Annotated in this window: 17 protein-coding genes and 2 tRNA genes; 9 read left to right on the top strand and 10 right to left on the bottom strand. The window is 34.3% G+C overall.

The genetic code is table 11. The features are described from left to right. Nucleotides 1-7: 7 nt before the first annotated feature. From atpH to AXG55_RS00260, 3 genes are all read right to left on the bottom strand, one after another. Nucleotides 8-577 carry an ATP synthase F1 subunit delta gene (gene atpH / locus AXG55_RS00270; RefSeq protein ID WP_148696153.1) on the bottom strand — a complete coding sequence of 190 codons (570 nt, stop codon included), beginning with the start codon at nt 575-577 and terminating at the stop codon, nt 8-10. A gap of 46 nt (nt 578-623) precedes the next feature. Then, on the bottom strand, nt 624-1,544 hold the full coding sequence (locus tag AXG55_RS00265; RefSeq protein WP_233231266.1) for a F0F1 ATP synthase subunit B family protein: 921 nt from the start codon (nt 1,542-1,544) through the stop codon (nt 624-626). Between the two features lie 274 nt (nt 1,545-1,818). Next, the gene (locus AXG55_RS00260; RefSeq protein WP_148696151.1) at nt 1,819-2,649 is read right to left on the bottom strand and encodes a hypothetical protein; all 831 of its coding nucleotides are present in this window, start codon (nt 2,647-2,649) and stop codon (nt 1,819-1,821) included. Between the two features lie 695 nt (nt 2,650-3,344). Between AXG55_RS00260 and AXG55_RS00255 the strand changes: the two genes are divergently transcribed. Together AXG55_RS00255 and AXG55_RS00250 are read left to right on the top strand one after the other, a co-directional pair. Next, on the top strand, nt 3,345-4,247 hold the full coding sequence (locus AXG55_RS00255) for a ParB/RepB/Spo0J family partition protein (protein ID WP_148696150.1): 903 nt from the start codon (nt 3,345-3,347) through the stop codon (nt 4,245-4,247). Nucleotides 4,248-4,359: 112 nt separating this feature from the next. After that, nucleotides 4,360-5,967: a cache domain-containing protein gene (locus AXG55_RS00250; protein WP_148696149.1), complete on the top strand. Its 1,608-nt coding sequence runs from the start codon at nt 4,360-4,362 to the stop codon at nt 5,965-5,967. Between the two features lie 37 nt (nt 5,968-6,004). Here the strand turns inward: AXG55_RS00250 and AXG55_RS00245 are convergent, their stop codons facing one another. Next, nucleotides 6,005-7,336, bottom strand: coding sequence for a PhoH family protein (locus AXG55_RS00245; RefSeq protein WP_148696148.1), 1,332 nt, complete (start codon nt 7,334-7,336; stop codon nt 6,005-6,007). Between the two features lie 149 nt (nt 7,337-7,485). Here AXG55_RS00245 and AXG55_RS00240 point away from each other — a divergent pair, with 149 nt between their 5' ends. Beyond that, nucleotides 7,486-9,738: a hypothetical protein gene (locus AXG55_RS00240; RefSeq protein ID WP_148696147.1), complete on the top strand. Its 2,253-nt coding sequence runs from the start codon at nt 7,486-7,488 to the stop codon at nt 9,736-9,738. A gap of 140 nt (nt 9,739-9,878) precedes the next feature. Next, nucleotides 9,879-11,840, top strand: a complete 1,962-nt coding sequence (locus AXG55_RS00235) for a S41 family peptidase (protein WP_148696146.1) — start codon at nt 9,879-9,881, stop codon at nt 11,838-11,840. 34 nt (nt 11,841-11,874) lie between these two features. Here AXG55_RS00235 and AXG55_RS00230 read toward each other — a convergent pair whose 3' ends face one another. The 6 genes from AXG55_RS00230 to AXG55_RS00205 form a co-directional block, all read right to left on the bottom strand. Then, nucleotides 11,875-12,339, bottom strand: coding sequence for a methylglyoxal synthase (locus AXG55_RS00230; protein WP_148696145.1), 465 nt, complete (start codon nt 12,337-12,339; stop codon nt 11,875-11,877). A gap of 46 nt (nt 12,340-12,385) precedes the next feature. Then, the gene (glmS, locus tag AXG55_RS00225; RefSeq protein WP_148696144.1) at nt 12,386-14,236 is read right to left on the bottom strand and encodes a glutamine--fructose-6-phosphate transaminase (isomerizing); all 1,851 of its coding nucleotides are present in this window, start codon (nt 14,234-14,236) and stop codon (nt 12,386-12,388) included. Between the two features lie 34 nt (nt 14,237-14,270). After that, nucleotides 14,271-15,083, bottom strand: a complete 813-nt coding sequence (locus tag AXG55_RS00220; protein ID WP_233231265.1) for a sugar phosphate nucleotidyltransferase — start codon at nt 15,081-15,083, stop codon at nt 14,271-14,273. Nucleotides 15,084-15,182: 99 nt separating this feature from the next. Then, nucleotides 15,183-15,677 (bottom strand): tRNA adenosine(34) deaminase TadA, encoded by a 495-nt coding sequence (gene tadA / locus AXG55_RS00215; RefSeq protein WP_272866909.1) that lies wholly within the window; start codon nt 15,675-15,677, stop codon nt 15,183-15,185. Between the two features lie 21 nt (nt 15,678-15,698). Beyond that, nucleotides 15,699-15,789 (bottom strand) — tRNA-Ser (locus AXG55_RS00210). Between the two features lie 15 nt (nt 15,790-15,804). Beyond that, nucleotides 15,805-15,881: transfer RNA gene (locus tag AXG55_RS00205), tRNA-Arg, on the bottom strand. A 264-nt stretch (nt 15,882-16,145) separates the two neighbouring features. Between AXG55_RS00205 and AXG55_RS00200 the strand changes: the two genes are divergently transcribed. From AXG55_RS00200 to AXG55_RS00180, 5 genes are read left to right on the top strand one after another with little or no spacing between them, the layout of a single operon-like run. After that, nucleotides 16,146-17,243: a BMP family lipoprotein gene (locus tag AXG55_RS00200; protein WP_148696141.1), complete on the top strand. Its 1,098-nt coding sequence runs from the start codon at nt 16,146-16,148 to the stop codon at nt 17,241-17,243. 30 nt (nt 17,244-17,273) lie between these two features. Further along, a complete protein-coding gene (locus AXG55_RS00195) occupies nt 17,274-18,311 on the top strand; it encodes a BMP family lipoprotein (RefSeq protein WP_148696140.1) in 1,038 nt (345 codons plus the stop codon). 1 nt (nt 18,312) lies between these two features. Then, the gene (locus AXG55_RS00190; RefSeq protein ID WP_148696139.1) at nt 18,313-19,371 is read left to right on the top strand and encodes a BMP family lipoprotein; all 1,059 of its coding nucleotides are present in this window, start codon (nt 18,313-18,315) and stop codon (nt 19,369-19,371) included. 44 nt (nt 19,372-19,415) lie between these two features. Continuing rightward, on the top strand, nt 19,416-21,041 hold the full coding sequence (locus AXG55_RS00185; RefSeq protein ID WP_148696138.1) for an ABC transporter ATP-binding protein: 1,626 nt from the start codon (nt 19,416-19,418) through the stop codon (nt 21,039-21,041). Beyond that, nucleotides 21,038-22,063 (top strand): ABC transporter permease, encoded by a 1,026-nt coding sequence (locus tag AXG55_RS00180; RefSeq protein ID WP_148696137.1) that lies wholly within the window; start codon nt 21,038-21,040, stop codon nt 22,061-22,063. Before AXG55_RS00185 ends, AXG55_RS00180 begins: the two co-directional genes overlap by 4 nt. Nucleotide 22,064: the final 1 nt, after the last annotated feature.

The raw sequence follows: 22,064 nt of genomic DNA, 5'->3' as shown, positions 1-22,064 counted from the left end.
TCAACTCCTAACTCAAAGACTCTTTAAGATTCAAAAGACGAGACCGCAAACTCGCATCTACGTTTGTATTTCCAACTTTAATAATGAAACCAGAGCGCAATGACTCATCCACTTCGGCCTCAATAATAATTTTTTTATTTAATGCAGACTCAAGAACAGAACTAAAATCAACCGTTCCCGCGTCGTTAAGATGACTTGCCGAGATAATTTTAACTCGAGCAACACCTTTGTGCTCATCCGCTTTAAGCAGAAAGTTTTTTAACACAGCAGGAAGCTCAGAAAAACGATTATTTTCAAGCATGATCTTTAAAAAACCGAATAAATCTGTTGGTATTTTCTTACCTCCAGAAAATACTTTATCCAAAACAGTATCAAGAAGACTGATTTTTTCTTCATAAGATAAAGTTGGATTTATAAAAAAAGATCTCATTTTCTTATCAAAAACGGACAATAATATGCGAGAACAATCTATATATTGATCAAATAGACTGGAATCCTCTTTATTTGCCGCGTCAATGGCGCATTCAAAAAGCGCATTTCCATAACGTCTTGCCAAAGGGCCTGAAAATTTATTCATACTTAATAAAACTCCACAGAAAAACTGAATTGATGAGATTTAAAAATCAATTCAGCGTCTTAATTCCGTCCATTGTTTCAGACTTGAATTTAGAATCAAGCGACGTCAGATTTTCAGGGGTCAGTGTTTTTTCAACTTGACGAAGAGCAAGATTAAATAATTCTTGACGAATTTCTTCACGGCTACGTGTGATAAGTTCTAACGCTGCTCGTTCCGCATCTTTTAAAATAGACTCTGACATTATTGTTGCTTCAGTCATGATTTTATCGCGTTCAATTTTAGCGTCTAATAGACTTTGCTCTTTTAAATCTGCAATTTCTTTTTCCAACGAAGCAATTTTTACTTCGAACTCTTTTGATTTACGCTCTGCTAATACCGCAGCTTCTCTCGCTTCAGAAAGACGCGCCTTTAACTCGCTACGATTTTTCTCAAGCATAGCTGTTATGGGTTTTTTCGCAAAAAAGACAAGAGCGACAAGAAATATAGCGAATTGAAAATAAGGCCAAAATATACTGTACCAGAAAGAAACCTCACCACCACCCGCAGCTATTGCCGGAGTATGATGAAACTGTCCTACAAAAAAGGCAAGTAAAACAGCTAATCCAATTTTTTTGTAAATTGTAGAAACGAGATCATTCACCTTACCTGGTAAATTAGATTTCGCCTCTGCCATTTCAAGCTCAAGCTTATTACGTACGTCATTTAAGTACGATTCTGCTTTATTTTGATTGTCCGCAATAATTTTACTAGCTGCTTGTTGTGCCGCTAGAATTTCCTGATCTCTTAAACTCTTAGCGTCTTGAGCTCCCTTTTTGAGGTGAGCCAAGTATTCTAATTCGAGTTTTCTAGCCCGATCATGTTCCAGACGCGATGCTTCCGCAGATCCGATTGTTCTTTTTTTACGTTCATTATGAAGACGCACCGCAGGAGCAATAATATACTTCTGTGCAACTACAACTCCGACCAAAAAAATTCCAATCTGGATACCAAAACGTATGGCACCTTCTGTATCATGAAACGGATATATATCTAGAGAGCCTGCCATTTACTCCACCTCAGCGCAAATTCAGCGCGAAGCACTGAATAATCCAAAGAAAATAAAATATCTAAAACAAAAACGGTGTTGTTTAGGTTCGGCAACCCAAGCAGCACCCGCTCGTTCCTTTATCTGGCCTTGTTATTACTGTGAACTTTGAGTTTCTGCAAGCCCTCGCTCACATAATTTGCAATTAAAATTTCAATTAAATTGTTTTTTCACGATAACCATCAAAAAAATTCGACACCCCAAGTTGATCCGCTAATTTAAGGTGTTCCTGCAAAGTCGTCCTTGAAATTTGAAGAACTTGGCTCGCTCGCGTCATAGTGAAACCCTGATGTCTTACTGCATAGTAGCTTAAACTTGATTTTAAAAAAGTATGCGCTTCTTCACTACGTATGAGCACATACGAAAAAAATTTTTCTGCACACCTTTCAATAGAAATTTCGTTTTTGCTATGAAAATCATCATTTTGAGTTTGTAGGTTTTCGAGGTAATACCCGGCCTTTTCAGAATCCCCCAAAAAGCCTCCTAAATAAGCAGTCTGAATGACGGCATCAACAAGAACGCGCAATCCCATAAACTTAGCAATTTGTCTGAGACGCGATAATTTATTCGAATCAAAAACATCTAAATAAATTAAAATCCCAAAATGTTTTAAAATTTTTTCTATTGCAGAAGAAGTTGAACATAATAAGTGATCTGGAGATCTGACCATAAATTTTACAAACCCCGAACCGCTCTCTAAAGATTTGGCGTTCACAAATACGGTTGGTTGAATAGAATATTCATTGCTGAAGGCCAGTTGATCAAAATCTATTTCTAAAAACTGAGGATCTGATATCAATCGATATTCTAGACCGCTGACGCTCAATTCAATTTCAAGCAATTCAATGAGTAGTTTTTCAACCTCTTGAAATTCAGTTCTTACATGGACATCAAATCCTTGCTTTATAATTGAAATGATTTGTTCGATTTCTTCATAGAGCTTTTTTTTAATTAATATAGAGATGAGTTTAGGTCTTTGTGAAGTCATAGAAATCCCCTTACGAAATTAAGACTCACATTTGATATTTCAATGTACGAAACAGCTCTACACATCTAACGCCGATACTCTTCATGAAATTTAATATCCTAAAATAAAAAAGACTTTTTAAATCTTCATTTTGAAATTCAATATAAAATTCTATTTTGAAATAATAAAACCTATTCGTTTATCTAGTTATGTTTCGGTATGACATCCCTATGAACTCTGAGGTATTGACACGATGAACTTACGATTGTTCTAGTTTGAAAATGTTTCACGTGAAACATTTCGTCACAAGCTACAGAAAATATTTGTTTATTTACCCCTCTCTTTTATTTTGGTAAGAAAATCTCGACTCCGTTGAAAGAAAAAAAGGAATGACTGTTTAAAAAAGTTTGAAAATGTTTCACGTGAAACATTTTGCTATAAGATAATGAAAATATTTAATTATTTAGCATGATCTGTATTTTTTTAATTTTTCATAAGCCAAAGATTTTCCAACTAGGTCATATTTACCTATTCGCGTGGTGTACTCCTCATTTTCAAGCTATGCGAAAATGAATTTAGCATTAGAAAAATGTTTCACGTGAAACATTTCGTTATAATTTATTGTTTACACTAAATTTTTTAAGTAATTCCTGAATCACTTGTATTCAAATGAGAACTCGATTTAGACTTTTCATTTGTCCAGAGGAGATGAAATTATGACCACAACTGCCAATGGATCAGAACCCCAAAATTACGAAAAGCAAAAAGCGATGACCTTCAATCAAAAATTTTCAGACCAATCTAAAAACTACTACCAAAACCAAATCATTGAATATATTTCAATAAATTCTCTTATGCCTTTAGAAAATCAACCGAGATACAATTTCGATCCTGAAAGTCTAGAAGATTTAGCACAAAGCATACGAACCTATGGTATTTTGCAACCTATTATTGTTTCAACAGATAACAACGATAAGGTAACAATTATTGCTGGTGAAAGACGCTGGCGCGCCGCAAAAATAGCAGGACTTGATAAAATTCCCTGCATTGTCAGAGAACTCCACGACCATTCAAAACTAGAGCTTGCCCTCATTGAAAATATTCAAAGAGAATCACTTTCTGCATTGGAAGAAGCGCATTCCTTTAAGCAACTCATTGAAGAGCATAACTATTCTCAAGAAGCTCTTGCGACACGCATAGGAAAAAGCAGAGCGACTATAGCAAATACGATCCGCTTGCTTTCTCTACCTGAGAAAATACAAAACGATTTACATACAAAGGTGATTACATCAGGTCATGCAAGAGCCTTATGCTCTTTTGATAATGAAAAATTACAATTAAAAGCGCATTCCATCATTGTTAAAAAGAAATTATCGGTCAGACAAACGGAAGATCTGGTCAAAACACTGCGCTCTGAAAAAAATCAAAAAACCCTTACGGATTCCATATCTCCCGATCTGAGATACATATGCGATCAATACAAAGGTCTTCTTGGTACAAAAGTAAAAATTACCGGTGATACGAATAAAGGTAAAATTGAAATCAGCTACTATACTCTTGATGATCTGGAAAGAATTTCCGAATTAATTCTAGGAAATTTAATCACTACAAACAAATAACTAATATTAATTAAATTCATTTTAAATATTGTCAAAATTATACCAATTTCAGTTTAAATGAAATATTTTTTATATATATCATTAAAATGTAAAAACTGTCGAGGTAATAATCATGCATATTCTAAAACAGATTTTAAATAATATTCATTCACTAAAAGTTTCAATAGGTTTTGCGGTTTTAGCAGCCATACCCTTAATGCTGGTTTTTCTTTTTTTTACGTTACCTTCTTATCAGGCGCGCATTGAATTATCTAAAAAAAACTCCGTTCAAACCGCACTAGAAGCTGTGTTTAATACGTTGCAATTTTATTATGACAAAGAAAAATCAGGTGAAATATCAGAACAACAAGCTCAAAAATTCGCTTCAGAAGAATTAAAAATTTTAAGATATGGTAACAATGAATATTTTTGGATTAATGACCTGCATCCCACAATGATTATGCATCCATTCATACCTAATTTAATAGGAAAAGATCTTTCTGATATGAAAGACCCTACGGGGAAAAAAATTTTTCAAGAAATGGTACAAACTGTACAAAACTATGGCTCAGGTTTTGTCGATTACATGTGGCCTAAACCGGGTTCCGCTGAACCACAGCCAAAAACTTCATATGTTAAGTTATTCAAACCATGGAATTGGATGATTGGTCACGGCGTTTATGCAGACGATATTGCCATTGAAGTAAGAAAAGTCAGAAATGAAAATCTTCTTTGGTTTGCTATTGCCACGATTTTAGCTATTTTTGTTTCTTTATGGTCAGGAACACAACAACTTATCAAAGTCATATTACCCGTTCAGCAGGTGATACAAACACTCAAAGAAGAAACTGATGAACTTATGTCAACAGCAAACGAATTGAATGAGACTTCTCAAGTGCTCAACTCTGCAGGATCAAGCCAAGCCTCATCAATCCATGAAACGGCCGCAGCAATGACCCAAATGAACGAAATGATTGCGAAAACAGCGGCATCTGCAAAACAATCATCCTCATTATCTGCAAGAACAAAACAAACTGTTGAGCAAAGTTTAAATTCGTTAGAATCCCTAAACGAAGCCATGAAAGAAATCAAAGTTGCACAAAATGGAATGAAAGAAACAATCGCAATAAATTTAGAAAAAATGAAAGAAGTGGCTTCAATAATAAATCAAATATCTGAAAAAACAAAAGTCATTAATGATATTGTTTTTCAAACAAAACTATTATCATTTAACGCCTCTGTTGAAGCAGCACGTGCCGGTGAATCCGGAAAAGGATTTGCCGTAGTCGCAGAAGAAGTAGGAAACTTAGCAAAATTAAGTGGCAACGCCTCCATTGAAATTTCATCTATAGTGTCAACATCAAATCAAAGAGTAGTTGAACTCAACCAAATATTTAAAGAAAATTTTTCGACTGCCATTGAACAAGTTTCAAAATCATTAGAGATTGGTTTGAAAAACACAAAAAATTCTCTTGAAATGCTAACAAGTGTCGTTGAAATGGCAACAGAATCCAGTGAGATGGCAGAAACAATTAGCACTGCCAATATGGAACAATCCAAAGGAAGTAAAGAAGCGACAAATGCTCTTGTTTTAATGGAACAAACAAGTCAAAAAATGAATAAAATTGTAGAACAGACAGACAATTATGCTAGTCATCTTCTAAAATGTTCGCAAGAACTCACAAAATTATCAGATGAATTAAATAAAATTGTTTCAGTCAAAGCAGCAAACATGTCTTGATAAATAAAATATTTTAGAAAATAGTTTCAATATAAAACTATAATAACGTCGCCGCAATAGTTGCCAAGGCGGAACGTTCTCCCTTCACTAAAGAAACATGTCCCGCAATGGCTTCCTGCTTCATCCGTTCCACAACATAAGTTAAACCATTTGATGCGGCATCGACATAGGGATTATCAATTTGATAGGGATCCCCTGTTAAAATAATTTTTGTATTTTCACCAGCACGCGTTAAAATAGTTTTAATTTCATGAGGAGTTAAATTTTGTGCTTCATCCACAATAAAATATTGATTTGGAATGGAGCGTCCCCGGATATAAGTTAACGGCTCTACCTCAAGAATTCCTTGATTGATTAATTCATGATAACTCTGCGAAAGACGTTTTTGTCTCCCCTGCGAAACTCCACCTAATAATAATTCTAAATTATCAAAAATAGGCTGCATCCAAGGATTTAATTTTTCTTCGAGAGTTCCTGGTAAATAACCAACATCTCGACCTAAGGGAAAAATAGGTCTGCTCACTAATAGTTTTTGATATTTTGACTCATCGGTTGTTTTTTCAAGTCCCGCTGCAATCGCAAGTAATGTTTTACCTGTACCAGCAGTTCCCACTAATGTAACAAGCTTAACATCATCGTCAAGCAATAAATCTAAGGCAAAACTTTGCTCTAAATTTCTGGGATAAATTCCCCAGACAAAGTCTTTACCACCTAAATTTAAATTTTTAAGATTTCCTGTCACGTGATCATATTTACCATAAACAAATTGGAGTGGATCCTTAGCATCACGAAGAATAACATATTGATTGGGCATCAATTCATATTCTTCTAAAGAAACAGAACCAGAAGATAAATATTTTTTTAATATTTCTGATTCTACTTCAAATTCAACAATACCAGTATATAATTCTTCAATATTTACTTTGTCAGCCTCAAAGTCAGAAACACTCACACCTAAAGCGTCAGCCTTAATACGTAAATTTGAATCTTTTGTAATAAGAATAACAGGCATATTTCCAACCTGTTTCTTTAATATAAGTGCGACACTCAGTATTAAATTATCGGGCTTTCTTTCAAAATGTGCCGGTAAAAGTGCCATATCGGATTCGAGAACAACATATACTTTTCCACTGTCTTTTCGATCATTAAAGAGAGGAATTCCAATACTTAAAGAACCCCGTTCACGCAAATCATCTAATATTCTCGAAAAATGTCTTGCGTTTCTCCCAGTCTCACTGAGTCCTTTTTTAAATGTGTCCAACTCCTCAATAACGGAGATAGGAATATACACATCATTATCTTCAAAAGAGAAAATGGCACTTGGATTGGATAACAACACGTTTGTGTCTATTACAAATTTCTTTTTCAACCCTTTACCCCTTTCGACAAATAATACGATCCAAAGAGGGATCGTGCTCTTACAAGAAATCAATTCTTACTCTATCATTCCATGAGAACGGTTCGAGGTTAACAGATACAGGCATTTTTTTTTAGATCGAAAGAAGGAGAAAAAAAGAAATGGCATCAATGCATTCCAAAGAGCTGATAAGCAACCTTTCCGATAGCGTGAAAAGAGAATTTAAAGAACAAAAATATATTCTTTCCTATGACGAATTTTTAGAAGTATTTAGCAAAGAACCTAGAAAATTAATACGTAATTCAGCAGAATACATGCTCGATATGTTTAAATATTTCGGAGTGAGTGAAGTTAAATATGCTCATAATATCACCAAAAGGCATTTCAAATTATTTGAGAGAGTCAGGGGTAAAAACAAACCCGCCATCATTGGTCAGGAAGAGGCACATGAAAATATATATCGTGTTTTAGAGCAATTTGTCAGACAAGGAAAAGTCGATAAGCTTGTCTTACTTCACGGCCCCAATGGTTCTAGCAAATCATCGACCGCCGAAGCTCTTGCCCATGCCCTTGAAGAATATTCCAAAACAGAACATGGCGTTGTCTACAAATTTAATTGGATTTTTCCATCGGATAAAATTGGCTATGAAGGTTTAGGCGATAATTTTAGCAAACACATTGGATTTGGCGATGAAAGTCCCACTAAAAATGGAAATAAAAGTTTTGCTCATTTAGAAGATGATGAAATTATGTGCAAAATAGTGAGTGAAATGAAAGAAAATCCTCTTTTCATTATGCCTAAAAAAGAACGTATTGAACTCTATAAAAAATTTACAGAAAATAATTTATATGCAGAAGACATTCCTGTTTACTTAGAAGAAGGCGCGCTAGGTGCTAAAAGTAAAAAAATATTTGATTCACTTTTAGTTGCTTATAAAGGCGATCTTGAAAAAGTTTTACGCCATGTTCAAGTGGAAAGATTTTTTTATAGCAGCCGCTATCGCGTTGGTATTGCCTCCGTTGAGCCTCAAATGGCTATTGACGCTCAAGATAGACAAGTAACAATGGAACGGAATATGCAAAATATTCCACCTGCTCTTCAAAATATAAGAATTTTTGAGCCGCAAGGTGAATTAATTGATGCGAATAGAGGATTTATAGAATTTGCTGATTTATTGAAACGCCCTCTTGAAGCATTTAAATATCTCTTAACAACAATAGAAAAAATGAACATAAATTTACCCAGTGGGATTGCTGATCTTGATATGATTATGATGGCGAGTACAAACGAAAAACATTTAGACGCATTTAAAAATTCACCAGATTGGCCGTCGTTTAAAGGAAGATTTGAATTAGTCAGAGTTCCTTATCTTCTATCAGCAAAACTTGAGCAAAAAATTTATGAAGAAGATATAAAAATAATTGAAAAAACAAAAAAAATTGGCCCGCACTCCCTTATTTTACTTGCAAAATGGGCTGTATTAACAAGATTAAGACAACCTGATCCTGATTATTATGATCCGGGATTAAGAAATTTAATTGCAAGACTTGACCCTTACGACAAACAAGCTCTTTATGATGGCAATGAACCATCAAATACTTATACAGAAATTGAAAAAGGCTTACTTAAAAAGAACGTAGAAGATATTTTAAAAGAAAGTCAAAGTTCCGTTGCCTATGAAGGAAGATTTGGTGCCAGTCCACGAGAAATGAAAATGTTACTTTATTTTGCAGCACAAAATGAAAGACATGATTCGTTATCAGCAATTGCTTTATTTGACGAGATTGAGAAACTAACACGCGATCGCACCATTTATGATTATTTACAATTTGAACCACGCGGTGGTTATCATGATTATAGAGAATTTATCAAGTATATAAAAACACAATATGCCATTCATTTTCATAAAGAATTTTTATCTGCTTTAAACCTATATGATGAATTGCAATATGTAAAAGCACTACAAAGATACATGAGAAATGTTACAGCCTACATTAAAAAAGAAAAAATTCTAAATGATATTACTGGCAGAAACGAAGAACCCAATGAAAATACCATGGAAGAAATGGAAACTCTGATGGGAGCAACCGGTAATAAAAGAGAAATAAGGGAAAGATTAGTTGCAAAAATTGCTTCTTGGCGCGTCGAACGTCCCTTGGATGAACTAAATTTTGCTAAGGTTTTTGAGATTGAACTATCAACAATTGCAAAGAGAATTTATGAAAGTAAAGAAGAAGAAATTAAGAAAATAAAAACAGCTATGATGATGCATGGAAGCGAAGATTACAATAATATGCCAAAAGAAATTTTTCAGCTCTGCGAAAATACTTTTGATAATTTAGAAAAGGTATTTAATTATACGCGAAAAAATGCTTGGGAAAGCCTTGTTTTTATGAATTCTTCAAAAAAATAAAAATATATTCCAAAAAACAACTTAAAATTTATTATTATTTAATAAATAAATCTTGTTGACAAATAAAAATTTTAAATATACTATTATTTTTACAAATTTCTTATTAAACTTGAAATAAATTTATATAAATAGGGGCTCCCATGTTCAAAAAAAAATCACCAAAATTTACTAAATCAATTATTATTGCATCAATATTCATAATTTCATGTAAAAAAAATGATGATAATTCTAATTTAAATCATAGTAATCAAGATCTCACAAATCAAAATTACAAGTCTGAAAATTCAATTACAAAATGGACACTTCCTCAGCTTTCTATCGAAGAAAAAAGCAATTTAGTGAATTCTGTGCAAATTGTTTTTAATGATTATTATGTCAACCGTCTTCAAAAAATAAAAGATTATAATTACGATGCTCTTGAAGAAGCAAATAAATTAAATAAAAATATGTCGTCTGAAGAATTATTAACAAGTACTATGGATATTTTTAGAAATATAAGAGATCTGCATACCGGTTTTATTTACCCCTACCCTGCCCGATGCTTCATATCGGGTTTTCCTATTAGTACAAAACTTTCATACGATGAAAATGGAAAAAATGAAAAGTTAGTTATTGCCAATAAATTAACAAATAATCCTAATTTTACAGATCCCGATGATGTTAAAAATTTTAATGAGCTGCAACCTCTAGATGAAATATTATCCATTGGAAATTTAGGTGTCGAAGGTTATTCCAGCGATGAAATGTCAAGCAAAGATGCCATAGAAATTCTGGGTTATTTGGGTCGAGGGGCAAATAAAGATGCCTATAAAACCAGAGCAGTACAAAAATTCTTTTCAAGAAATGGGGGCTATATGCACCCCCCCGAAGGTCGCTTTACTTTACGAATTAAAAGAGCATCCGACGGTATTATCGTTGTATATACATTTCCTTGGCAAAGTTATATTTCAAACGCTCCTAATTGTGCTACATTAAAAAATAGTAAATCATTAAATTTAGTTCAAAATAAAATCACCAATAATTTAAATTATAATTCATATGTTTTGAATTATAACAAAAAAAACATTGAAGAATCGGTTCGTGACTTTTATGACTCAAATAATAAAGATTCGAACTTAAATATTATATCAAAAATAATTGAAAGAAATGGGAAAAATTTTGCACTTATACGAATAAACTCTTTTATTCCAAATGGAAATTTCGACCTAAATGATTATGTCACATCCCGTAAAAAAATTCATGAAGAAGTCTATTCTATAAAAAATTTTATTGATAAAAATAAAAATAATATTTCTGGTGTCATATTTGATGTCCGTGAAAATGGTGGAGGATACGGAAGTTTTCCTCAATTAATTGCAAATATGTTTACTTCAACTTTTGTAGAAAATATTAAAGTAAAACCTCTCGTTTCAAAAACAAACAGAGATACATTTTATAACCTAGAAATGTCACGATATTTTGGAAGAAAAGGCTCAAACGATCCCCTTCCTAATCCTATTTTAGATACAATTCAACTAATGGATAAAATTATTAAAGAAAGACCCTATGATGTATCTAAAAGAAAAGTTTTGCTCCAAGCTGCTGATAGATACGATGGTGATGAAAATGATTCTTTACCTTCTGATTATAGCAAAGAAAATAACGATATATTAAAGCCTATTCTGACGAATAAACCCATTGCTGTATTGACAAATAGCAATTGTTTTTCAGCATGCGATGTTTTCACTTCCATTTTTAAGGATTATAAAATAGCAAGAATTTTTAGTGAAACAATGCACACAGGAGGAGGAGGCGCTAATGTTATTGAGTGGGCAGATTTTTTAAAGCCCGTTGTTATTGACGAATTAGGCACAACGACTTCAATGATACCAAACGGAAAAGCTCTTCCTAGAGGAAGTGAAATTCGCTTTGCTTGGAATAAAATAAAACGCATAAATGACAATCGTTTGGAACAATATATTGAAGGAGTTGGAGTTATTGCTGATTACGTTTATAAACCCACAACAGATGATGTGATAACAAAAGGACAAAAGATTATAAATAAAATAATGGATGATATGATTGATCCTATGAACTCTAAAAAGTTTTATTTGGATAGATAGATATTAAATGATTTTTTATTTTAAAGAAATAGAATCAATCTGTTTTTCTGCTTTTATACACTGTAAAATCTATAACTTGTTTTGTGTACTCTGAAGAAAAATAGGGGGAGTTAATTAAGAAATCGGCTGTGGCACGATTGCATGCCATAGGCACATTCCAAACTACAGCCACCCGTAATAAAGCTCGAATATCGGGATCATGAGGTTGTGCTGCAAGAGGATCCCAGAAAAAAAGAACCATGTCTATTTTTCCTTCGGCTATGTATGAACCCGCTTGCATGTCGCCCCCTAAAGGGCCACTTTCAAAACAAGTTACTTTAAACCCCGTTTCCCGCTCTAATAATTTACCCGTGGTTCCTGTAGCATAAAGATGATGCTCCGCAAGCTTATCGCTATGTAAAACAGCCCAATCTAATAAATCTTTTTTTTTGTTATCATGAGCGATCATTACAATTTTTTTCTTTTCAGGCAATATGACTTCTCGATATTTTGTGCCCATAAATAAATCCTATTATAAAATCGTCATTGTTTATTTACAATTTCTATTATTCCACCGTAACACTTTTCGCTAAATTTCTTGGCTGATCGACGTCTGTTCCCTTATGAACAGCAATCCAATATGCAAATAAATGCATGGGAACAGTGGTTAAAAAAGGTAAAACAATTTCGGAGCATTCCGGAATTCCAATAAAATCATTTGAAATATTTTTTAGTTCAGTGTCACCTTCTGTACCCACAGAAAGTATTTTACCACCACGCGCACGAATTTCTTCTATATTGCTAATTGTTTTTTCATAATATTGATCTTTTGGCGCTAAGCATACCACAGTCATATTTTCATCAATTAACGCAATAGGACCATGCTTTAATTCGCCCGCCGCATAACCTTCAGCATGGATATAAGATAATTCTTTTAATTTTAACGCGCCCTCTAGAGCTATTGGCCATTGATATCCGCGGCCAATAAAAAGAATACTATTCACATCACAATATTTTTTCGCAATTTCTTTTATTTTACTCGATAGAGTTAAAACTTTTTCTATGAAACTTGGTACTTTAACAAGCTCATTAATATATTCTGCAATTTTTTCTTTTGGTAGCTTTTCTTGTTCTTGAGCAATAGTAAGTCCAAGCAAAATTAATGCACTTAATTGAGCGGAAAAAGCTTTTGTGCTTGCCACTCCTACTTCTGGTCCTGCATAAAGCATACATTCATCGTCACACTCATGCCCTATAGAAGTTCCAGGAACGTTCACCATTGCTACGGTTTGTGCCTTATTCGCTTTTGCAAATTTTATGGCTTGAAGAGTATCGATAGTTTCACCACTTTGCGAAACGGCTATACTTAGAGTGTGGACATTCACAGTTGGAGTACGGTAACGAGATTCGCTTGCTAACTCTACATCAACCGGAATACCTGTAAATTTTTCAATAAAGTAACGTGAGAGACATCCTGCATAATAACTTGTTCCACAAGCAATAATTTGAATACGATTTATTTCTTTTAATTTTGTATTAAAAAGAGTCATCTTACGTAAATTAATTTGCCCCTTTTCAATATCACATCTATTTTCAATGGTTTTTGCTACGGCAATTGGTTGATCGTGAATTTCTTTAAGCATATAGTGATCAAATCCACCACGATCAATCATATGGCCTTGCCATTCCACTTCTACAACGTGTGATTCTGCAGGATTTCCTGAAAAGTCAACTATTTCAATATTATTCGCGGTCACATAAGCAATTTCATTGTCATCCATAAATATCACATTACAAGTATGATCAACTAAAGCGGTTAAACCTGAAGCCATATAATTCTCACCTTCTCCAAGGCCAAGAAGAACGGGAGAACCATATTTCACTGCAAAGAGAGTATCTGGAACATCTGTACATAAAATACCAAAAGCAAAGGCGCCACGAATTTTAGAGACCAAGGAATAAAGAGATTTTTTCATTCTTTCTAAGGGATTTTTAATATGACTATTTTGTTTAAATTCATAATTTAAAAGATGAGCAGCCACTTCTGTATCTGTTTCACTTTGAAATTGATAGCCTTGAGATATTAAAAATTCTTTTAATGGTTTGTAATTTTCTATAATACCATTGTGTAAAAGAATGATATTTTCCGACCGATGTGGGTGTGCATTTTCTTCAGAGGGTTTACCATGTGTAGCCCAACGTGTGTGACCCATTCCTATTTTTGCATATTCGGGCAGATAAGCTAATTTTGGCTTTAAATTCTTTAGTTTTCCTTCAGCTCTTTCAATAAAAACACCATCAGAATTTATCATAGCAATTCCAGATGAGTCGTACCCACGATATTCTAATCGCTCAAGTCCTCTAAAAAAAAAGTCAGGAGTTGCATTAGAGCCAACATATCCTATCACACCACACATTTTAATACCTCTTTATTTTAAATTATAAATATTATTATTCTGAATATTTTTCTTGAAATTTTTTTTCCATCTCTAATAATTGTTCTTGAGAATTGATTCCTAAAAATTCTGCTTCGTCATGACCTATCATATAACCTATTTTTCCTCCGGCATTTTTTGAGAGCAAGGGGATATCAGTTAAATAATATTCTTTCGCTGCATTTTCATTCTTTAATAAAGGTAATATTTTTTTCATTTCTTTATAATTAGCGCATAAAAATCCGGAATTACTCAATGTGATTTTTTTCTGCTCATCTGTGCAATCTTTTTCTTCACAAATAGCAACAAAATTCTTATTATTATCGGTGATAATTCTTCCATAACCGTAAGGATTTTTCGCTTGAAAAACAAGAATAGTAAAAGAATTATTTTGCTCAATATGATATTTTAAAAAATTGATAAATGTTGCACCCTGTACCGCAGGAGTATCTCCATAAGCAATGAGGATATTAAAATTAGATTGATTTTTAATTGCACCAGCAAAATATTTCTCAACACCATCTAACCCGCAACGCGCCGCATGTCCTGTTCCCAAAGGGTTTTCTTGATATGCAAATTTGACTTCAACCTTTTTTTCAAAGGAATAATTAGAAATAATTTCTTCAACCATCTTTTGCTTAGGTGAAATAACAACAACTATTTTGTAAACCTCTGCTTGAATTAAGGACTCAATAGCCCATATAACAAGGGGTTTTCCGAATAAAACATGAGCAACTTTGGGAATATTTGAGTTCATTCTTTTGCCCATACCCGCAGCAAGAACAACTCCTATTGTGATTTTTTTTAATGATTCTTGAGTCTGCTGCACAATTTTATTCTCCAACCTTAGGATAAAATACATTTACTAAAAAACAAAATCGAGACTCTGTCTTTTACACAATAGACGACATGATATCAAAAGTATGATTTATTTTTTTCGGCGCATTTTAAAAAAGGATTTTAAAAGAACAGAGGATTCTTCTGCACAAACGCCAGTTACAATATCACACTTATGATTGAGCCTGCTGTCATCCAAAACATGAGCGAGGCTTCCCGCTGCTCCTGCTTTAGGATCATGTGCGGCAAAAACAACTCGTGGAATACGTGCTAGAATAATCGCACCTGCGCACATAAAACAAGGTTCTAAAGTGACATAGAGCGTACAGTCCTGAAGCCTCCAGCGAGAAAGACTTTTGCATGCTTGCTCAATAGCAATAAGCTCCGCATGGGCGGTAGCAACTTGCTGGGATTCTCTTAAATTATAAGCTTGTGAAATAATTTGACCTTGGGAATCTATAATGAGAGCGCCTACAGGCACTTCACCAATATCAGCAGCTTGCTTTGCTAAGTCAATACATCTGCTCATAAAGTAAAGGTCGTTATTGTTTAGATTGGATTTAGATTTGGAATAATCGAAGAACAATTCACACCTATTTTTAAAAGGTGGCGGAGCGAGAGGGATTCGAACCCTCGGAAGAGTCTCCCCTTCGCGCCCTTAGCAAGGGCGTGGTTTAAGCCAACTCACCCATCGCTCCCAAGGGAAAAAAATATGGCGCGCGGTAAGCGATTCGAACGCCTGACCGCCAGATTCGTAGTCTGGTGCTCTATCCAGCTGAGCTAACCGCGCGTGTGACTTTAGCAGTTCGAGAGTAAACTCGCTTGCCAGAGTGTTCTGTGGTGTACAAAATCAAAAAAGATTAGTCAACACACAATCCGTTTTTTTTCATAAATGATTCTGCCACAGAAAAAATACCTAAAAGTTTAAAGGATTAGGGAATCAAAAAAAAGTCCTAGAAACATTTGATTCATTTGTGCTATGCCTTTTCAGGTTCTTGCCTATATGGCTAAGTAATTCATTTTACCAAGAAACTTAATTCCGAAAGGATCCCACGTGTTTTCTTATCGTATGATCAAAAAAGCAAGAATATTTATTTTTACAATTTTAAGCACATATAGCCTAAATCATCTTTCTTCTTTTGCAACTTCTTTAAAAACATCCAAAAAGACAGAGCCTCTAAATAAGCCTAAAATATGCATGGTTCTTGATAAAGGTGGAAAAGACGATCATTCTTTCAACGAATCCGCGGTAATGGGGTTTAACAAAGCCAAAACAGATTTTGCAATTGACGAAAAAAGCAAATTTGTAGAACCTCAAAATGACTCACAAATTACTCAGTTTTTTAGAAGCTTTGCCACTTCAGTGAATTGCGATTTGATCATCGCCATCGGATTCACTCCCGCAGCCCACCTCCCCGATCTTGCTACAAAATACCCTAGCAAAAAATTCTTAGCCGTCGACATCAACATGGAAGACAAAAATAAAGCAAAGAATATCCGTTCTATTACATTTCAAGAACACGACGGATCCTTTCTTGTGGGCGCTATTGCGGCCATGAAGTCAACTTCTGGAAAAATAGGATTTATTGGAGGGATGAATGTTCCTCTTATTCGTCGCTTTGAGACAGGATACTCAGCAGGCGCTAAATACGTCAATTCTAAAATAAAAGTTGGTACAGGATACGTGGGTGTTACTCATGATGCTTGGAATAACCCTGCAAAAGCAAAAGAACTAGCTCTATCGCAGTACAATGAAGGCACTGATGTGATTTTTCAAGTTGCCGCCAATTCGGGACAAGGTGTCTTTGACTCTGCAGAACAAATGAATAAACAATCAAAACAAAAGAAAAAGTATTACGCTATTGGTGTTGATTCAAATCAAAATTGGATTAAACCCGATGTGATTATCACAAGCATGGTAAAAAGAGTGGACAACGCAGTTTACAATTCTGTGAAAGATTTTGTTGCAAATAAATTTACAGCAAACCATACAGTATATGGATTAAAAGACGGCGGTGTGGACTGGGCTTACGATGAACATAACAAAAAATTCTTTACAGAATCGCAAATTAAAGAAATTAATAGTATTAAAGAAAAAATTATGACTGGTAAAATCACTGTGCCAGACTATTACAAGCTGGACAAAAAATAAAATTCTTTAACAGTTAAGGTGTTTACTTTTATGAAAAAAATACTACCTGCTATTTCTGTATCAGTAATACCGATTTCTATTTACGCCAAAGCTTTACTTGATCCTAAAAAAGTTGAAACTAAGCCTCTAGCCCCTAAAATATGTATGATTCTTGATAAAGCAGGAAAAGACGACAATTCTTTTAATCAAGAAGCGTATAACGGCTTCGAAAAAGCTTTTAAAACTCTCCCTGTTGCCAAAGACAGCAAAGTCATTGAAGCCAAAGAAGACGGACAGTTAAATCAATCTGTTCGTTCTTTTATTAAAGGAAAATGCTCCGTTATATTTTCAGTTGGAGTTAATAATGCCGACGCCATAAAAAAAATAGCTCCTAAATATCCTGATCAAAAATTTGTGGTTATTGATACCACTGTAGATTACAAAAATGTACGCTCGGTTGTTTTCAAAGATGAGCAGGGAGCTTTTTTAATGGGCGCCATAGCAGCTATTAAATCCCAATCAGGCATTGTTGGTATGATTGGCGGCATGAATATCCCTCTCATTCATAGATTTGAAACGGCCTATACAGCTGGAGCAAAGCATGTAAATCCTAAAATAAAGGTTATGGTTGGTTATGTTGGTGTCTCTGTAGAAGCATGGAATAATCCGACAAAAGCCCAGGAACTGGCTTTAAATCAGTTTAATCAAGGCGCAGATATAATATTTCATGCTGCAGGTGGCTCAGGCCTAGGCGTGTTTAACGCAGCAGAAAAAGCAAGCAAACCAAATTCTAAAAAATATGCTATTGGATGTGATTCAAACCAAAACTGGATTAAACCCGGAATTATATTAACAAGCATGACAAAAGGTGTCGAAAAGTCTGTTGTAGATGCGGTAAAAGAGCTCATTGATGATAAGTTCACAACAGGCACTTATTCATACAGCTTATCCAATGAAGGTATAGATTGGGCTTACGATAAATATAATAAAAATTTGTTTTCTGAAAATGAAATTAAAAAAATAAATGAAATTAAAAAAGAGCTTGTATTAGATAAAATCATAACGACTAGCAAAGAGGCAAAAAACTGAAATGAAATTTTTAAATGTCTTAAATAAAAAATTTTTTGTTGCATCTTCCTTTTTCTTAGCAATACCTTTTTCACTTACCTCTTTCGCAGCAAGTAATAAAAAACCTAAAATTTGTTTGGTTCTCGATAAAGGCGGCAAAGATGATAAATCCTTTAATCAATCCGCATTTGAAGGTTTTACAAAAGCAATCAATAATAAAAAGTTAAATATATCGCCAGATAGTAAGTATGTTACCGTAAGAGAAGACACTCAATCTCAACAATTTATCCGCTCTTTCTCAAGTGGAGATTGTGCTCTTGTCATTGCTGTCGGATTTAATAACGCTGATACCGTAGGCAAATTAGCAAAAAACTTTCCTAAACAAAAGTATGTTTTAGTAGACTCCTTAATAAACGAACCCAATGTAAGATCAATTTCATTTCAAGAACATGAAGGAAGTTTTATTGTAGGTTACATTGCCGCAATGAAAACAAAAACTAAACAAGTAAGTTTTATTGGTGGCATGGAAATTCCTCTAATCAAAAGATTTGCTATGGGCTTTGAAGCTGGCGTCAAAAAATATAATTCTGAAATTAAAATTACAGAAACTTATGTGGGTGTTACATCATCAGCATGGAATAACCCATCAAAAGCAAAAGAAATTGCACTTTCAAAGTACAACCAGGGCAATGATGTTATTTTTGTTGCTGCGGGAGGCTCCTCACAAGGAGTTTTTGATGCTGTAGCGGAAGTTAATAAAAATAAGAAATCGTCAACTAAATTTATTATTGGAGTAGATTCAAACCAAAATCATATTGCCCCAGGACTCGTACTCACCAGTATGGAAAAAAAGGTAGATGATAAAGTATATAAATCCATTGAAGACTTTGTTGAGAATAAATTTACAACCGGTGTTATAAAATATGGTTTTGCTGACAGCGGTATTGATTGGTCCCACGATAAACACAATGAGAAATTATATACCGATAAAGAATTGAAAGAGATTGAACGTATTAAAAATGAAATCATTGAAAATAAAATTAAAGTTCCAGATTATTATACCGTTGGTAAAAAGAATTAATGAGCCTTATTTATATTTTTAAACCCAATTAAGATAAGTAGAAAATGAAAACTTTAAATCAATTAGAGGACACTTCACTCGCCATAGAGTTTCGCAAGGTCACAAAGTCATTTGGCTCCATTGTTGCCAATGATCAAATCAGTTTTTCTGTCAAAAAAGGCTCTATTCAAGCATTAGTAGGAGAAAATGGCGCCGGCAAATCCACCGCCATGAAAATACTATTCGGGCTTTATAAAGAAGATGAAGGCGAAATTCTTGTAAATGGCAAGCCGCAGCATTGGGCATCTCCGCGAGATGCCATCAAAAATGGAATTGGCATGGTTCATCAGCATTTCATGCTGGCAGAAACGGCCACAGGACTTGATAATATTATCCTTGGTGACGAAGAGCATACGCTTAAAATCCCATTTCTTCCTGTTCCTTTTAATATCATTGATAGAAGAAAAGCGCGTAAAGAAATACAAGCCATTGCAAACAAATATGGTTTGAATGTTCCTTTAAATGTAAAAGTTTCAAAACTCCCTGTTGGCATGCAGCAACGAATTGAAATTTTAAAACTACTTTATAGAAATGCTGACATTTTAATTCTTGATGAGCCTACAGCTGTTCTTACTCCAATTGAGGTCGATGAATTATTTGAAAATTTAAAGAAACTTAAAAATGAAGGAAAAACAATAATAATTGTGACTCATAAATTAAGAGAAGTTTTAAATTTTACAGATAATATTGTTGTTTTTAGAACAGGAAAAGTTGTTGGTGAAATAAAAACAGCGGAAGCTACTGAAGAAAAAATTGCTTCCATGATGGTGGGACGCAATGTTAATTTAAGACCAGAAATACCTATAGCATCAAACTTAAACAAACCTGTTTTAGAACTTAAAAACGTTACTTTGAAAGATTATCTCACAAAAGATTCTAAAAGAAATCTTTTAAATAATTTATCCATGAGAGTCCGTGGCGGTGAAATTGTTGGTATTGCCGGCGTGGAAGGGAATGGACAATCTGAATTGTTAGATCTTATATTTCATCCTCAAAATTATTTTGGAAAAAAAACCAGTTCACATAGCCATGCTACTGGCGATATCAACTTACTTGGAAAAGCCGTTAAACATAAAAAAAGCTCTGAAATGCTTGATCTCATTGTTGGCTTTATTCCTGAAGATAGACATAAAAATGGCTTATTATTGAATATGAGCGCCGAAGAAAATTATATTTTAGGAAGACATTGGGAGAAAAAATTTCGCTACGGATTTCTTCAAAAAATAAAAGAAATTCAAAAAACCGTAAAAAGCGAAATGGAAAAATATGATGTGAGACCAAGAAATTCTAAGTTAAATGCCTCTGGTTTTTCTGGTGGAAATCAACAAAAAATAATTATTGCTAGAGAATTTGGCAAAGAACCTGAATTTATTGTTGCTGCCAATCCTACTCGCGGTGTTGATATTGGTGCCATTGAATATATTCATAAACAAATCGTAGCAGAACGTGACAAAGGTGTTGGAATTCTTCTTGTGTCCTCTGAATTAGACGAAATTTTTACTTTATCAGATAGGATTTTGGTTATGTACGGAGGAGAAATTGTTGCGGAATATAAACGCAATGAAGTGGATGAACACGCTTTAGGATTAGCAATGTGTGGCGGACTTTCCGAGGGGAGAAAGACACAATGAAAATCTTGCGCCCCATTATCGCCACTATTTTTGCAATTATTTTAGGCTTACTTATTACTTCTATTGCTGGTGAAAATCCTCTGGACGTTTTTGTTATTTTCGCAAAATCAGGATTTGGGACTCCTTACGATGTAGGCATGACGCTCACTTACAGCATGCCTCTCATATTAACAGGTCTTTCTGTAGCAATGGCTTTTAAAGCCAAAATGTTCAATATTGGCGCAGAAGGACAACTCACTATGGGAGCTCTTGCCGCTGCCATCGTAGGCGCGCAATTCCCAACTGTAAATCCTTATATTGCCCCTTTATTTGCAGGGCTTTGTGCTGCTGCCGCTGGTGGAATTTGGGGAGGAATTGCCGGTTATTTAAAAGCAAAACGTGGTGCTCATGAAGTTATAACAACAATTATGCTTAACTTTATTGCTGCTGGTATTGCAAGTTACGTAACTGTTTACTTATTAAAAGATCCTAATACTCAAAATCCACAAACTGTGCCTATTTCAAATTATTATGTTCTCGAAGCATTCTCTTATTTTGAAGGAGCACCCGTCACTTATGCCTTATTTTTATCAATATTTTTAGCAATCACAGCCTGGATTTTTCTTTACAGAACTCCTCTTGGTTATGAGATTCGCTGCGTAGGCGAAAATGATGCAGCCTCATCAACTGCGGGAATCAGCATTTCTAGAACTCAAATTCTTACTATGGTCGTAGCAGGAGCTATGGCAGGTCTCGTGGGAGTAGGAGAAATTTTAGGCCGTTCCGAATGTTTCAAACTCGATTTTTCTCCAGGATATGGTTTTACCGGAATTGCGGTTGCATTTTTGGCAAGAGGTAATCCTATTGCCATCATTTTTTCAGGACTTTTATTTGGTATTCTTCAAAAAGGAGCCAGCGATCTTGAAATATATACACAAAATGTCACATCAGACCTCGCTCTGGTTCTACAGGCTCTGATTATTCTTGCAGTCTCCGCTGATGGTTTATGGGAAAAGATATTAACTCGAAAAAAGGCTAAATAGT

Source organism: Silvanigrella aquatica (assembly GCF_001907975.1).
In the GTDB taxonomy this organism is placed as follows: domain Bacteria; phylum Bdellovibrionota_B; class Oligoflexia; order Silvanigrellales; family Silvanigrellaceae; genus Silvanigrella; species Silvanigrella aquatica.
The sequence above is the reverse complement of the archived record's forward strand: the minus strand, read 5'-3'. Positions and strand labels throughout refer to the sequence as shown.